The following is a 13,031-nucleotide window of genomic DNA, read 5'->3' as shown; positions in this document are numbered from 1 at the left end:
CCCGCGTGCTTGCTCCATACATAGCGCATTCATCTGTCGGTCGGGTTAATTCCGATCCGTTCCACACCTCACGTCACTGCGGCTAGGCGTCGCTCCTCGAGGAGGTCCCCGACCACGGCACCGATCCCGGCAGGCAGCTCGGACACCACGATCGGTCCTCGCCGCGCCGCCCGCTGCCCCGCCCTGCCATGGATCAGCGCTCCTGCCGCCGCGATCGCCGCCCACAGGTCCTCCTGCGCGACGCCGACTCGGGCTGCTGCTCCGTCGTCCTCCGCCAGCGTCGCCGCGAGTGCTCCGACAATCCCGGAGAGCGTGTCCCCGGAACCGGCGGTGGCGAGCCAGGGCGTGGCATCGGCCTGCGCGAACAGTGTTCCCGACGGTGCAGCCACGACGGTGGTGAAACCCTTGAGCAGGACGGTGGCGCCGGTGGTCTCGGCGGCCCTCAGCGCAAACCTGGCCGGCTCGGCTTCGATCTCGGAGCGCTCGACGTCGATCCCTCGGTCGGCGAGCAGTTGCCGCAGCTCGCCGGCATGCGGCGTCAGGACGACCTGCGGTCCCACACGCTCCGTGATCTCTGCGAGAGCACCGGCATCGACGACGACGGGGAGTCCGGAGGCGATGGCATCGACCGCGCGCTGGCGCTGGGCGTCGTCGTCGACGGCACCGGGCCCGACGAGCCATGCCTGGGAACGCGCGTCAGCGACCGAACCGGAGGACGCCACCACCTCCGGGTTGCGCTGATGGACGAGCGCCGCGACGGCGTCCGGCCCGAGATAGCGCACCATGCCGACGCCGGTGGCGAGGGCGGCGCCCACGGCGAGCGCGGCGGCGCCCGGGTAGCGGGCGGACCCGGCCGCGACGCCGAGGACACCGCGGGAGTACTTGTGGTCCCGCGGCCGGGGCAGGCGCAGCAGGGCGGCGACATCGCCGTCGACCATGCTGTGCGCAGCCGGGGTGAAGGCCGAGAGGTCGAGCCCGATGTCGACGACATCGAGCTCACCGGCCGCAACGGCGCCGTCGCCGATGAGCAGGCCCGGCTTTGCGGCTCCGAAGGTGACCGTCGCATCGGCGGACAGGACGGGCCCGTCGACGACACCGGTGTCCACACCGATCCCGCTCGGGAGGTCGCACGCGACGACGATCGTGGACCGTGTCCTTCGCGGGCCGGCGACGCTGTTGAACGATTGGACGAAGGTCCGGGCGGAACCCCGCAGGCCGCCGCTGGACCCGGTGCCGAGCACGCCGTCGATCAGGACGTCCGCGGCAGCGGCATGGGCGGCGAGGTCCGTGGTGTCGGCGTCGTCGAGCCTGATCATGGTTCCGCCGGCGGCGACGAAGGCGTCGAGGGAGGCCGCGTGCGCGCGGTCCGAGGTGAGGATCGCCGTCGCTCCCGCTCCCCTGCGCAGGAGCCGCTCCCCCGCGTACAGGGCATCCGCACCGTTGTTGCCGCTGCCCGCCAGCACGACGACGGTTGCCCCGTAGGTGCCGCGACCGGCGTCGCGCAACAAACCGAGCACGACGCCGAAGAGCCCGTGGGCGGCCTTCTGCAGGAGGGCGTCGCCGTGCCCGGCATCGATGAGGGGTGCTTCCGCAGAGCGGACGTCAGCACCGGAGAAGGCCTTGAGCATATGGTCGAGCTTAGCGGTAAGCCGGCCGATAATCAGTACGGTTACTATTTTCGGCCGGACGGTGTAGTGCCTTCGGCCACTACCATGGCCGTGGCGAGCCCGCCGTCGTGGCTGATCGACAGGTGCCAGGTCTCGACGCCCCGCGCCCGTGCAGCGTCCGCCACCGTGCCGTGGACGACGACGGAGGGCGCGCCGGCGTCGTCGACCTCGATGGTGCAGTGCTGCCAGTTCATGCCGACGGGTGCGCCGAGGGCCTTGGCGACAGCCTCCTTCGCAGCGAAGCGCGCTGCGAGGGAACGGGTGTTGAGCTGGCGCTCCGACGGCACGAAGAGGCGTTCGACCAGCGCCGGAGTGCGCTCGAGCTGCTGCCGGAAGCGGTCGATGTCCACGACGTCGACCCCGATGCCGACGATCACGCCGTCCCCCGGCAGGGTGCCGCCCCGCAGGTCCGCGGCGGCACCGGACTGGAACTACTCAACCGTGACCGACTTTGCCAGGTTGCGGGGCTGATCGACGTCGTAGCCCTTCGCGCTCGCCAGGGCGAGGGCGAAGATCTGCAGCGGGACCGTCGTCAGCAGCGGGGCGAGCAGGGTCGGGGAGGCCGGAACGTAGAACACGTGCTCCGAGTACGCCTCGACCGAGGTGTCGCCCTCCTCCGCGATGACGATCGTCACCGCGCCGCGCGCGCGGATCTCCTGCACGTTCGAGACCACCTTCGAATGCAGCGAGTCGCGGGCACTCGGGGACGGCATGACCACCACGACGGGCTGGCCCTCCTCGATCAGGGCGATCGGGCCGTGCTTGAGCTCGCCCGCGGCGAACCCCTCCGCGTGGATGTAGGCCAGTTCCTTCAGCTTCAGCGCACCCTCCATGGCCACCGGGAAGCCCACGTGGCGGCCGAGGAAGAGCACGGACTTGGCAGTGGCCATGTCCGCGCCGAGCTGCTTGATCTTGTCGGCGTCATCGAGGATGGCCTGGATCTTGGCCGGGATCTCCGAGAGATCGGCGAGGACGTCCGCGATCTCGTCGCGGTACTTGTTGCCGCGCAGCTGCGCGAGGTACAGCCCCAGCAGGTAGGCGGCGGTGATCTGCGCGAGGAATGCCTTGGTCGAGGCGACGGCGATCTCCGGGCCGGCGTGCGTGTACAGGACGGCATCCGATTCCCGGGGGATCGTCGAGCCGTTGGTGTTGCAGATCGCGACGACCTTGGCGCCCTGCTCGCGGGCGTACCGGACGGCCATGAGCGTATCCATGGTCTCGCCGGACTGCGAGATGGCGACCACGAGGGTCTTCTCGTTCACGATCGGGTCGCGGTAGCGGAACTCGTGCGACAGTTCGATCTCGGTCGGGATGCGGCACCAGTGCTCGATTGCGTACTTCGCCACCTGGCCGGCGTATGCGGAGGTACCGCAGGCCAGCACCACGATCTTGTCGACCGAACGCAGGATCGACTCGTCGATGCGCAATTCGTCGAGGACCAGGTTCCCGGAGACGTCCGAGCGGCCGAGCAGGGTCTGGCCGACGGCGTCGGGCTGGTCGTGGATCTCCTTCTCCATGAACGAGTCGAAGCCGCCCTTCTCCGCTGCGGCGGCGTCCCAGCTGACGTGGAACTCGGTACCCTCGGCCGGAGCACCGAAGAAATCGGTGATGACGACGTCGTCGGGCGTGATGGTCACGATCTGGTCCTGGCCGAGCTCGACGGCGCGGCGCGTGAAGTCGATGAAGCCGGAGACGTCCGAGCCCAGGAAGTTCTCGCCGTCGCCCAGCCCGACGACGAGCGGCGAGTTGCGCCGACCGGCGACGACGGTGCCCGGCTGGTCCTGGTGGATCGCGAGGAGGGTGAACGCGCCCTCGAGTCGCTGGCAGGCCTGCTGCAGGGCGAGGGTGAGGAGGTCACCCTCGGCGCCGCTCTCCACGAGCCCGCGGTAGAGGTAGCCGACGAGTCCGGCCGCGACCTCGGTGTCCGTGTCCGAGATGAAGGCCAGGCCCTCACCCGTGAGTTCGGCCTTGAGCTCGGCGTAGTTCTCGATGATCCCGTTGTGGATCAGCGCGAGCTTGCCGCCGTCCGCCAGGTGCGGGTGCGCGTTCTGGTCGGTGGGCCCGCCATGGGTCGCCCACCGGGTGTGGCCGATGCCGGTCAGCGACCGCGGCAGCGGGTCGGCTGCGAGCTCGTCGACGAGGTTGGTCAGCTTGCCGGCCTTCTTGCGCGACTCGATGCCGGCCGGCGTGATGACCGCGACGCCCGCGGAGTCGTAGCCGCGGTACTCGAGGCGCCGGAGGCCCTCCATGACGACGTCGAGCGCGCCGTGCTGCGCTTCGGACGGTTCCTGCTCGAAAGCCGGGGCGACAGAGTTCAGCACCGACGATCCCTGGCCGTGGTCCCGGCCTACATACCCAACGATTCCACACATGTCATCAAGACTACCGGTGGCTGTGTTTGTTAATGCGCAGGGCACCGGGCAGAATCGTGAGGTGAGTGACAGGAGCACGGGTACCCAGCAGGCCACCGGTGCCGAATCGATCACGCCCTTCGTCGAGCTCGACCGCCCCATGTGGTCCCGGCTGTCGCACGAGATCCAGAGTCCTCTCAACGTCGAGGACGTGCAGCGGCTTCGCGGCCTCGGCGACGCACTGAACCTCGACGAGGTGCGTGAGGTCTACCTCCCGCTCTCCCGTCTCCTGAACCTCTACACGGCCGCGGCCGGGCAGCTTCACGCGGCCACGAACACCTTCCTCGGAGAGAGCACCACGCGGACGCCGTTCGTCATCGGCGTCGCCGGGTCCGTGGCGGTGGGCAAGTCGACGACGGCGAGGGTGCTGCGCGAACTGCTGCGGCGGTGGCCCGACACGCCGAATGTCGAGCTCGTCACGACCGACGGCTTCCTGTATCCCAACGCGGAGCTCGAGCGGCGCGGCCTCATGCAGCGCAAGGGATTCCCCGAGTCCTACGACCGCCGCCGCCTGCTGCGCTTCGTGAGTGAGGTCAAGAGCGGCGCGGCCGAGGTGCGCGCGCCCTGGTATTCGCACCTCACCTATGACATCGTGCCGGGCCGTGAGGTCGTCGTCCGGCGGCCCGACGTGCTGATCGTCGAGGGGCTCAACGTCCTGGCACCCGCTCGACCGCGCCCCGACGGCATTACCGGTCTCGCCCTGAGCGACTTCTTCGACTTCTCGATCTACGTGGATGCGAAGACCGCGCACATCGAGCAGTGGTACATCAACCGGTTCCAGTCACTGCGCTCGAGCGCGTTCGCCGATCCGGAGTCCTACTTCCACCGGTACGCGAACCTCACGGACGAGGAGGCGCGGCTGACGGCCAAGAGCATCTGGGAGCGCATCAACGAGCCCAATCTGGTGGCGAACGTCCTGCCCACGCGGGGCAGGGCCCAACTCGTCCTGACGAAGGACGCCGACCACTCGATCCGCCGCATGCTGTTGCGGAAGACCTGACGGTGCGTCGCAGGCGCAGTGCTGCCATGGCGGTCCTCGTGATCGGGCTCTCTGCCTGCTCGCCGTCGAACACCGCGACGGACCGGGTACAGGCACCGGGTTCGACGGGGACCACGGACGCCGCGCCGGACTCCCCTGCGGGGTCCTCCCCAGGGTCCATCCGGCCGCCGTCACCGGCGGCGTCCGGCGGGGCCGCAGACCTGCCCGCCCCGGCCGGCGTTCTCCCCGCACCGGCCCAGCGTGAACCCGGCCCCGCAGTCAGCGGCCCAGGGACTGCCGAGGGTCCGACGGCGCCCCCGCCGGCCACGGACCTGCACTCCGATCCGGGCTCCGTCGACGTCGTCGTGAACAAGCGCCGCCCGCTCGAGCCGCTGGACTACGCTCCCTCCGACCTGCGCCGACCCGACGTGGCGACGGCCACCGACAATGCACTCCTGCGCCCCGACACAGCTGCTGCCGTCGAGGAGATGTTCGCGGCTGCGGCGGGGGACGGCGTCGGGCTGGTCATCGTGAGCGGCTACCGCTCGTTCGCCAACCAGGAATCCACCTACGCCTACTGGGTGGGAGAGTACGGCGACGCCGCCGGCGCGGACACGGTCTCGGCGCGTCCCGGATTCTCGGAACACCAGACGGGACTCGCCTTCGACATCGGCCAGGCCGACGGCGCCTGCACCCTCGTCCTGTGCTTCCGGGACACACCCGCTGCCCAGTGGGCCGCAGCACATGCCGCCGAGTTCGGGTTCGTCCTCCGCTATCCGGCCGGCTTCCACGAGATCACCGGCTTCTCGGCGGAGTCCTGGCACTTCCGCTTCGTCGGCAAGGACGTCTCCCTCGCGATGGAATCTGCCGGGACCCAGACGCTCGAGGAGCACTTCGGGCTGCCTGCGGCGCCGTCGTACTGATCCTCAGCCGGGCTCTATGTCGGAGCTCTTCATCGGGGCTCGTCATCGGTGCGCTCGTGAAGCACGCCGCCGTCCGCGGGCGGGCTCACCGCCCGCCCGCAGGCGGGAGTCAGGGCAGCGGCTTGACGATGTTCGAGCGAACGGATTCGGGGCTCGAGCCGATCTTGTTGGTCTCGATGATGCTGACCGTGTAGGCGACGCCCGGCTTGAGGTTGGAGATCCTCGCACTGGTCGCAGTCGCGGAGACGGATCCGCTCAGGACCTTCTGCGTGCCGGAATAGACGGTGATGGTCTGGCCCGTCAGCGGTGAACCGCCGTCACTACCGCGGGTCCAGGTGACGGTGGCGGACTTGCTGCCGGCGGTGGCCCGCACGTTGGTGGCCGCCGAGGGCTTGGTGGCGACGACCGTGGAGGTGCTGTACCCCCCGAAGTTCACCGTCGCGTAGGTGGCATAGCGTACGACCCCGTTGGCGTCGTAGACGGCCTTCGTGTTGGTCACGCCGATTCCGATGTGCGTGAACTTGGTGCTGACCATGTTGGCTTCATGCCCCGGGGAGTTGATCCACTGGGTCATCACCTGCCGGGCGCCCTCGACTCCGACCGTGGTGTTCGCCGCGATGTTCTCGGCCGCCGCGGACCATCCCGACGGGATCTGCGCGGAGTAGTTGGGGTTGTGCTTGAACTCGCCGGTCGTCGCCATCGTGTTCGACCAGTCCTGAGCCACCCGGGACAACCGCGCGTCGTACGCCAGTGCCGGCAGGCCCTTGGACGCACGGTAGGCGTTGTGGCGATCGAGCACGACCGCGATCTGCTCGGCGGTGGCCTCGGTGTACTCCACGGCCGCCGTCGACGTGCTCTGCGTGGGAGCGGTGGTTCCGGGTGCGGGTTCTACGGCCCATGCGCCTCCCGTACCGGCGAAGGTGACGACTGCCGCGGTCGAGACTGCGACCAGAGCCTGCTTGATGTTCGTCCTCATGATAAGACCTGTTCCGTTCATCGGCTACCCCTGCCTGCCAGGGACTCCAAGCGTACCGACCCCCACCCCCATTGCGCTGCGTACCCGGACGTTCACCTGCGGGAGTACCATGGCGGCCATTGCCGCGCACGGGTCGCCGCGGGCCACCACCGGTCTAGGCGGACATCCGGTGCACCAGTCCGTCGCGGACCATCGGCCACTCGTGGGCCAGGATCGAGTAGACCACGGTGTCCCGCAACTCCCCGTTCCGCGCGCGGGTGTGGCTGCGCAGCACACCGTCCTGCCGCGCGCCGAGCCTCGTGATCGCTTCGCGTGACTGGTGGTTCAGCCAGTGCGTGCGGAACTCGACGGCCGGGCACCGGAGTTCCTCGAAGGCGTGCCTCAGGAGCAGGTACTTGGACTCCGTGTTGGTTCCCGTCCGGTGGGCCGACCTCGCGTTCCAGGTCGAGCCGATCTCGAGGCGGGGTGTCTGCAGATCGATGTTCATGTAGGTCGTCATCCCGATGATCCTGCCGGAGGCACCGGTGGCCGGGTCCACGAGGCGCGTCGTGAACGGAAGCATGGACTGCGCGTCCCGCAGTGCGAGCCGCCGCTCGATCTCCTGCCGCATGTCCTGCGGCTCGGGGACGGACGTGTACCAGAGCTTCCAGAGGTCGCCGTCGCGGGCGGCCTCGACGAGCCCGTCGTGGTGGTCGGCCGCGAGCGGTTCCAGGACGACGCGGCGACCGCGGAGGGTGATGGGTTCGATGGACAGCATGCACCGACCCTACTGGGACCGGAGCGGCACGGGGCAGCCCCTGGTCTCACAACACCTCGGAAGCACGGATAGGTGAACGTCACGGAGCGTTTACGCAGCGCGCCAGGACTGGAAACGCGCGCTCACTAGCCTCGGGGAAAAGCAGGAACACCACCCCTGGAGGATTTCAGTGAGCATCGACGAAGCAGCATCCCCCACCCTGATCGCGGGTCAGCCCGCAAGCGCACCACCGCTCAGCCACCGGCCCGGCCGCTGGATCGACAACTGGGACGCGGAGGACAACGATCAGTGGAGCAGCGTCGGCAAGTCGATCGCCAAGCGGAACCTCCAGTGGTCCATCGCCTGTGAGTTCCTCGGCTTCGTGGTGTGGCAGCTCTGGTCCATCGTGGTGGTCTACCTGCCTGCCGCAGGCTTCACCTTCTCGACGTCGCAGATCTTCTGGCTCATCTCGATGCCCTCGCTCGTCGGCGCGACGCTCCGCATCCCCTACACGTTCATGGTGCCGAGGTTCGGCGGCAGGAACTGGACCATCATCTCCGCCCTGCTCCTCCTGATCCCGTCCATCGGGCTCGCCCTCTGCGTCTCGAACCCGGAAACCCCGTTCGGTGTGATGCTGGCTGTCGCGGCACTCGCGGGCTTCGGCGGCGGCAACTTCGCCAGCTCGATGGCGAACATCACGTTCTTCTATCCGGCTCGCGAGAAGGGCTGGGCGCTGGGCCTCAACGCAGCGGGAGGCAACCTCGGCGCCGCCGTCGCGCAACTCGTGGTGCCCATCGCCGTCGCCCTCGGCGCGGCCGCCACACTGAACCTTCCACTGGCGGGCTGGATCTGGGTGCCGCTCATCCTGGCCGCGGCCTTCGGCGCCTGGAAGTACATGGACAACCTGTCGAACGCGAAGACCGATTTCGCCGGCTCGCTCGCAGCCGTCCGGGAACCACACCTCTGGATCATGGCGCTGCTCTACATCGGCACCTTCGGCTCGTTCATCGGTTTCGCCGGCGTCTTCCCGAAGCTGATCGTCGATTCGTTCCCGGAGTTCTCGACCATCGCGATGGGTCCGGCAACCCTGTCCCTCGCGTTCCTCGGCCCCCTGGTCGGCTCCCTCGCCCGGCCCTTCGGCGGCCGGCTTGCCGACCGCTTCGGCGGGGCGTTCATTACCGTGGCCGCCTTCGCGGTGATGGCAGCCATCGCCCTGTCCGTGGTCTGGACGCTCCCCCTGTCCAACTTCTGGCTCTTCCTCGGACTCTTCCTGGTCCTCTTCGCAGCGGCCGGCGCCGGCAATGGCGCCACGTACCGGATGATCCCGGTGATCTTCGCCCGGCGGGGCGCGGCAGCAGGGTCGGCGGAGCTCCGGGAGTCCGTGAGTACCGCCCGCAAGTCCGCAGCCGCCCTCGGGCTCATCTCCGCAGTCGGAGCCTATGGCGGCTTCCTGATTCCACAGGTACTCAACGCCTCGAAGGGCGCCTCCGGCAGCTACGACGGCGCGTTCTACGGCTTCGTGGCCGGATACGTCGTGATGCTGGCGGTCACCTGGTTCTTCTACCTCCGCCGCTCGTCGACGCTGGGCAAGGTCTGACCGATGGCCGAGCCGGCCGGGACCGAGACACACTGCCCCTACTGCGCCCTCCAGTGCGCCATGACCGTGACGGCGGGCCCGGCCGGGGACACCACCCCGGCCGGCAAGGGTGGCCGGGACGACGGCGTGACGGTCACCGGCCGTGACTTCCCGACCAACCGGGGCGGTCTCTGCCGGAAGGGCTGGTCCGCGGCCGAGCTGCTCCGCCACCCCGACCGGCTCACCGCTCCCCTGCTGCGGGCCGGCGACGGCGTCCTGCGGGAGGCAACCTGGGACGACGTCCTCCACCACATCAGCGAGCGCGTCCGGAGCATCCAGGCGCAGCACGGCCGGGACGCCGTCGCGGTCTTCGGCGGGGGCGGCCTCACCAACGAGAAGGCGTACACGCTCGGCAAGTTCGCCCGGCTCGCGCTCCGCACCTCACGGATCGACTACAACGGGAGGTTCTGCATGTCGTCCGCCGCGGCCGCCGGAAACAGGGCCTTCGGCGTCGACCGGGGCCTCCCGTTTCCCCTCGAGGACCTCGATGACGCCTTCGTGGTCCTGCTCCTCGGATCGAACGCGGCCGACACCATGCCGCCCTTCGTCCAACACCTCCGTGGCGCGCAGGCCGCCGGCGGGCTGATCGTCGTCGACCCGCGGCGCTCCGCGACCGCCCGCCTCACCGAGCAGGGCAGGGGCGTCCACCTGCAGCCCACTCCCGGGACCGATCTCGCGCTCCTGCTCGGACTGGCCCACGTCGTCGTCGCCGAGGGCCTCGAGGACCGCCGCTTCCTCGACGCGAGGACCAGCGGCTACGACGACGTCGCCCGCGGACTCGCGCGCTGGTGGCCCGAGCGCGTGCAGGGCCTCACGGGCGTTCCTGCGACTGCGATCCGTGCGACGGCGAGGCTGCTCGCGCGCGGCGCCCGCAACGGTGCCGAGGGCGGACCGGGTGCCTACATCCTCACGGGCCGCGGCATCGAGCAGCACGCCGACGGCACCGACACCACCACTGCCGCCATCAACCTCGCGCTGCTGCTCGGTCTTCCGGGCACCTCGCACAGCGGGTACGGGACCCTCACCGGCCAGGGGAACGGGCAGGGCGGTCGTGAGCACGGACAGAAGTCCGACCAGCTGCCCGGTTACCGCAAGATCACCGATCCGGCGGCCCGCTCCCACGTCGCCTCCGTCTGGGGGGTGCCCGAGGACACCATCCCCGGGCCGGGCCTTCCCGCCGTCGCCCTGCTCGCGTCCCTCGGCCGGGAAGGCGGAACCCGTTGCCTCTTCGTGCACGGCGCGAACATCGCCGTCTCGGCACCGAATGCCGCGACGGTGATCGACGGTCTCCGCTCCCTCGATCTCCTCGTCGTCTCCGACTTCTTCCTCTCGGAAACCGCAGCGCTCGCCGACGTCGTCCTGCCGGTCCTGCAATGGGCCGAGGAGGAGGGCACCGTGACCAACCTCGAGGGCCGGCTTCTCCGGCGTCGCCCCGCTGTCCTTCCTCCTGCAGGTGCCCGCAGTGAACTGTGGATCATGCGCGAACTCGCGCGCCTGCTCGACGCACCGTCCCTCTTCAGTGAGGACCCCGCGGCCATGTTCGACGAACTCGCGCGAGCGAGTGCCGGTGGACCTGCCGACTACTCAGGGCTCGACTACGAGGTGCTCGACGGCGGGAGCCCGGCGTACTGGCCGTATCCGAGCGGAAGCACCGGCACTCCGCGCATGTTCCTGGCGGCCTTCGCCCACCCGACGGGGCGCGCCGCGCTGGTGCCGGTCTCGCCGCGCGTCGACGCGAACGCAGCGCGTGTCCCCGCTCCCCTGCTCCTGGCGACGGGCCGCCTCCTGGAGCACTACCAGTCGGGCACGCAGACACGGCGTGTCCCGGAGCTGCTCGCGGCCCAGCCCGGCGCCCGCGTGCAGCTCCACCACGCCACCGCTCAGGACCTGGGGATCAGCCAGGGCGAGGCCGTCGTCATCACGAGCATGCACGGCGAAGTACACGCCGTCGCCGACCTGACGGCGGACATCCGCCAGGACACCGTCTTCCTCGCCTTTCACTATCCAGGATCGGGAAGCGCCAACCTGCTGACCGGCAGCTCCACGGACCCGGTCTCGGGCATGCCCGAGTTCAAGACGACCCCGGTCCAGGTATCGGCCCTGTCCGCCCATGCGCGCCGCAGCACCTCGTACCGACCGGAGGTCTTCGCATGAGTGACGCCGCTCCTTCCGCCCCGGAGCGGATCGTCGTGGTGGGCTTCGGCCCCGTCGCCGGCCGGCTCGTCGAGCACCTCGAACCACTCGTCGCGGCGGGCACGGTGGCACTGACCGTGATCGGCCAGGAGCAGGACGCAGCGTACAACCGCGTGCTCGTCGCGGATGTCGCCGTCGGACGTACCCCGGAGGCAGCCATCCGGCTCGCGGATGCGGCTGCGTTGAGGGCCATCGGGATCGATGTGCTGCTCGGCGCGCGCGTGGCGAGGGTGGACCGCCCCTTCCGGCGGGTCCTGCTCGACGACGATCGAGCGATCGGTTACGACCGCCTGGTGCTCGCCACCGGTTCGCGTCCCCTCGTGCCACAGCTCGACGGCCTGGACGGCGAACTCCCCCTCCCGCAAGGCGTCAGCTTCCTCCGTGATCTCCGGGACGCGCGTGCCGTGTCGGCGGCCCTGGCCTCACAGCGCCGCATCGTCGTCCTGGGCGGCGGCATCCTCGGCATCGAGGCAGCCCTCGCCGCCGCCGAGGAGGGAGGGCGCGTCACGCTCGTCCACAATGGTCGCGCGCCCATGGAACGATTCATGGGAGACGGCGCCAGGGTTCTGGCCACGGCGCTTGCGCGGGCCGGCGTGACCCTGGTGGCCGGCACCTCCACCGGGATCAGGCAGACGGAGGGCCGATTCTCGGGACTCACCCTCGAGGGAGGAACAGTGGTGGAGGGTGGCGCCCTCGTGCTCGCCTGCGGTGTGCGACCACGGACCGAACTCGCCGACGGATGCGACCTGAACACCGCAGCCGGCATCCTCGTGGACCACGAACTCCGCGCGCTCGACACGCGGGACATCTGGGCGATCGGCGATTGTGCTGAGGTGCGCTGCTGGGACGGTTCCTGCGCGGCATGCGCCGGCGTCACGACTCCGCAGGGCCTCATCGGGCCGGGCTGGCAGCAGGCCGACCAGCTCGGCCTCGCCTTCGCGGCCGAGCTCACCGGCATGCCTCCCGGCGTCACCGGTGCTCCCGACCGTCGCGACGCCGTCCTCGTCCTCAAGGCGCGTGGCGTCGATGCCGTCACCGCGGGCGAGGTCGATGCCGATCCGTGGGCCGTGGAGCCCGGGCTCGCTGTCGCGGTCTGGACCGACCCGGGGCACGGGCGCTACGCCAAGATGATCACGCGCGACGGCGTCCTGACGGGACTGGTCTGCGTCGGCATGCCCCGGACCGGCGCCGAGCTGGTGCTGCTCTTCGAACGCGGGAGCGAACTCCCCGCCGACCGCTCGAGCCTCCTGCGGCTCGACAGCATCGAGGGAGCCGCCGCCGCAATGCCTCGGGGGCCGGACGCGACTCTGTGCCGGTGCGCGGGAGTCACCCGGGGCACGGTGCAGGAGTCCGTGGCGACCGGGTGTGCTTCGGTGAAGGACGTCTCGGCGGACACGCGGGCGGGAACCGGTTGCGGCGGGTGCCACGACGACATCCGGGCCGTGATCGAGCAGCACTTCGCGGTGGCGGTGACGTCGTGACGAGTGCTGCCGGCAGGTCCCGGAATCAC

10 protein-coding genes are annotated in these 13,031 nt (G+C 70.0%); 5 read left to right on the top strand and 5 right to left on the bottom strand.

Going from position 1 to position 13,031, the window contains the following annotated elements; all coding sequences use genetic code 11:
• Positions 1 to 68: 68 nt before the first annotated feature.
• Genes FDK12_RS00880 through glmS form a run of 3 tightly spaced genes read right to left on the bottom strand, consistent with a single transcriptional unit; the run spans position 69 to position 4,039 of the window.
• Positions 69 to 1,628 carry an NAD(P)H-hydrate epimerase gene (locus FDK12_RS00880; RefSeq protein WP_137367808.1) on the bottom strand — a complete coding sequence of 520 codons (1,560 nt, stop codon included), beginning with the start codon at positions 1,626 to 1,628 and terminating at the stop codon, positions 69 to 71.
• Positions 1,629 to 1,672: 44 nt separating this feature from the next.
• A complete protein-coding gene (locus FDK12_RS00875; RefSeq protein ID WP_137367807.1) occupies positions 1,673 to 2,044 on the bottom strand; it encodes a holo-ACP synthase in 372 nt (123 codons plus the stop codon).
• 54 nt (positions 2,045 to 2,098) lie between these two features.
• Positions 2,099 to 4,039 (bottom strand): glutamine--fructose-6-phosphate transaminase (isomerizing), encoded by a 1,941-nt coding sequence (gene glmS, locus FDK12_RS00870; RefSeq protein WP_137367806.1) that lies wholly within the window; start codon positions 4,037 to 4,039, stop codon positions 2,099 to 2,101.
• A gap of 61 nt (positions 4,040 to 4,100) precedes the next feature.
• Here glmS and coaA point away from each other — a divergent pair, with 61 nt between their 5' ends.
• Together coaA and FDK12_RS00860 are read left to right on the top strand one after the other, a co-directional pair.
• Positions 4,101 to 5,078: a type I pantothenate kinase gene (gene coaA / locus FDK12_RS00865; RefSeq protein ID WP_223263003.1), complete on the top strand. Its 978-nt coding sequence runs from the start codon at positions 4,101 to 4,103 to the stop codon at positions 5,076 to 5,078.
• 26 nt (positions 5,079 to 5,104) lie between these two features.
• Positions 5,105 to 5,980: a D-alanyl-D-alanine carboxypeptidase family protein gene (locus tag FDK12_RS00860; protein ID WP_137367804.1), complete on the top strand. Its 876-nt coding sequence runs from the start codon at positions 5,105 to 5,107 to the stop codon at positions 5,978 to 5,980.
• Positions 5,981 to 6,089: 109 nt separating this feature from the next.
• On the opposite strand, the gene FDK12_RS00855 is transcribed toward FDK12_RS00860, so the two are convergent.
• Both FDK12_RS00855 and FDK12_RS00850 read right to left on the bottom strand, forming a co-directional pair.
• Positions 6,090 to 6,956: a CAP domain-containing protein gene (locus tag FDK12_RS00855; protein ID WP_189636214.1), complete on the bottom strand. Its 867-nt coding sequence runs from the start codon at positions 6,954 to 6,956 to the stop codon at positions 6,090 to 6,092.
• Between the two features lie 154 nt (positions 6,957 to 7,110).
• Positions 7,111 to 7,713 carry a GNAT family N-acetyltransferase gene (locus tag FDK12_RS00850; RefSeq protein ID WP_137367802.1) on the bottom strand — a complete coding sequence of 201 codons (603 nt, stop codon included), beginning with the start codon at positions 7,711 to 7,713 and terminating at the stop codon, positions 7,111 to 7,113.
• 169 nt (positions 7,714 to 7,882) lie between these two features.
• On the opposite strand from FDK12_RS00850, the gene FDK12_RS00845 reads away from it, so the two are divergent.
• From FDK12_RS00845 to FDK12_RS00835, 3 genes are read left to right on the top strand one after another with little or no spacing between them, the layout of a single operon-like run.
• On the top strand, positions 7,883 to 9,289 hold the full coding sequence (locus FDK12_RS00845; protein ID WP_137367801.1) for an MFS transporter: 1,407 nt from the start codon (positions 7,883 to 7,885) through the stop codon (positions 9,287 to 9,289).
• Positions 9,290 to 9,292: 3 nt separating this feature from the next.
• Positions 9,293 to 11,482: a molybdopterin oxidoreductase family protein gene (locus FDK12_RS00840; protein WP_137367800.1), complete on the top strand. Its 2,190-nt coding sequence runs from the start codon at positions 9,293 to 9,295 to the stop codon at positions 11,480 to 11,482.
• Positions 11,479 to 13,002, top strand: a complete 1,524-nt coding sequence (locus FDK12_RS00835; RefSeq protein ID WP_137367799.1) for an FAD-dependent oxidoreductase — start codon at positions 11,479 to 11,481, stop codon at positions 13,000 to 13,002. Before FDK12_RS00840 ends, FDK12_RS00835 begins: the two co-directional genes overlap by 4 nt.
• The last annotated feature ends 29 nt before the right edge of the window (positions 13,003 to 13,031 follow it).

The sequence above is a fragment of the Arthrobacter sp. NamB2 genome, assembly GCF_005281365.1.
In the GTDB taxonomy this organism is placed as follows: domain Bacteria; phylum Actinomycetota; class Actinomycetes; order Actinomycetales; family Micrococcaceae; genus Arthrobacter_D.
Note: the sequence above shows the minus strand (reverse complement) of the source record. Positions and strands in the feature narration are given on the sequence as shown.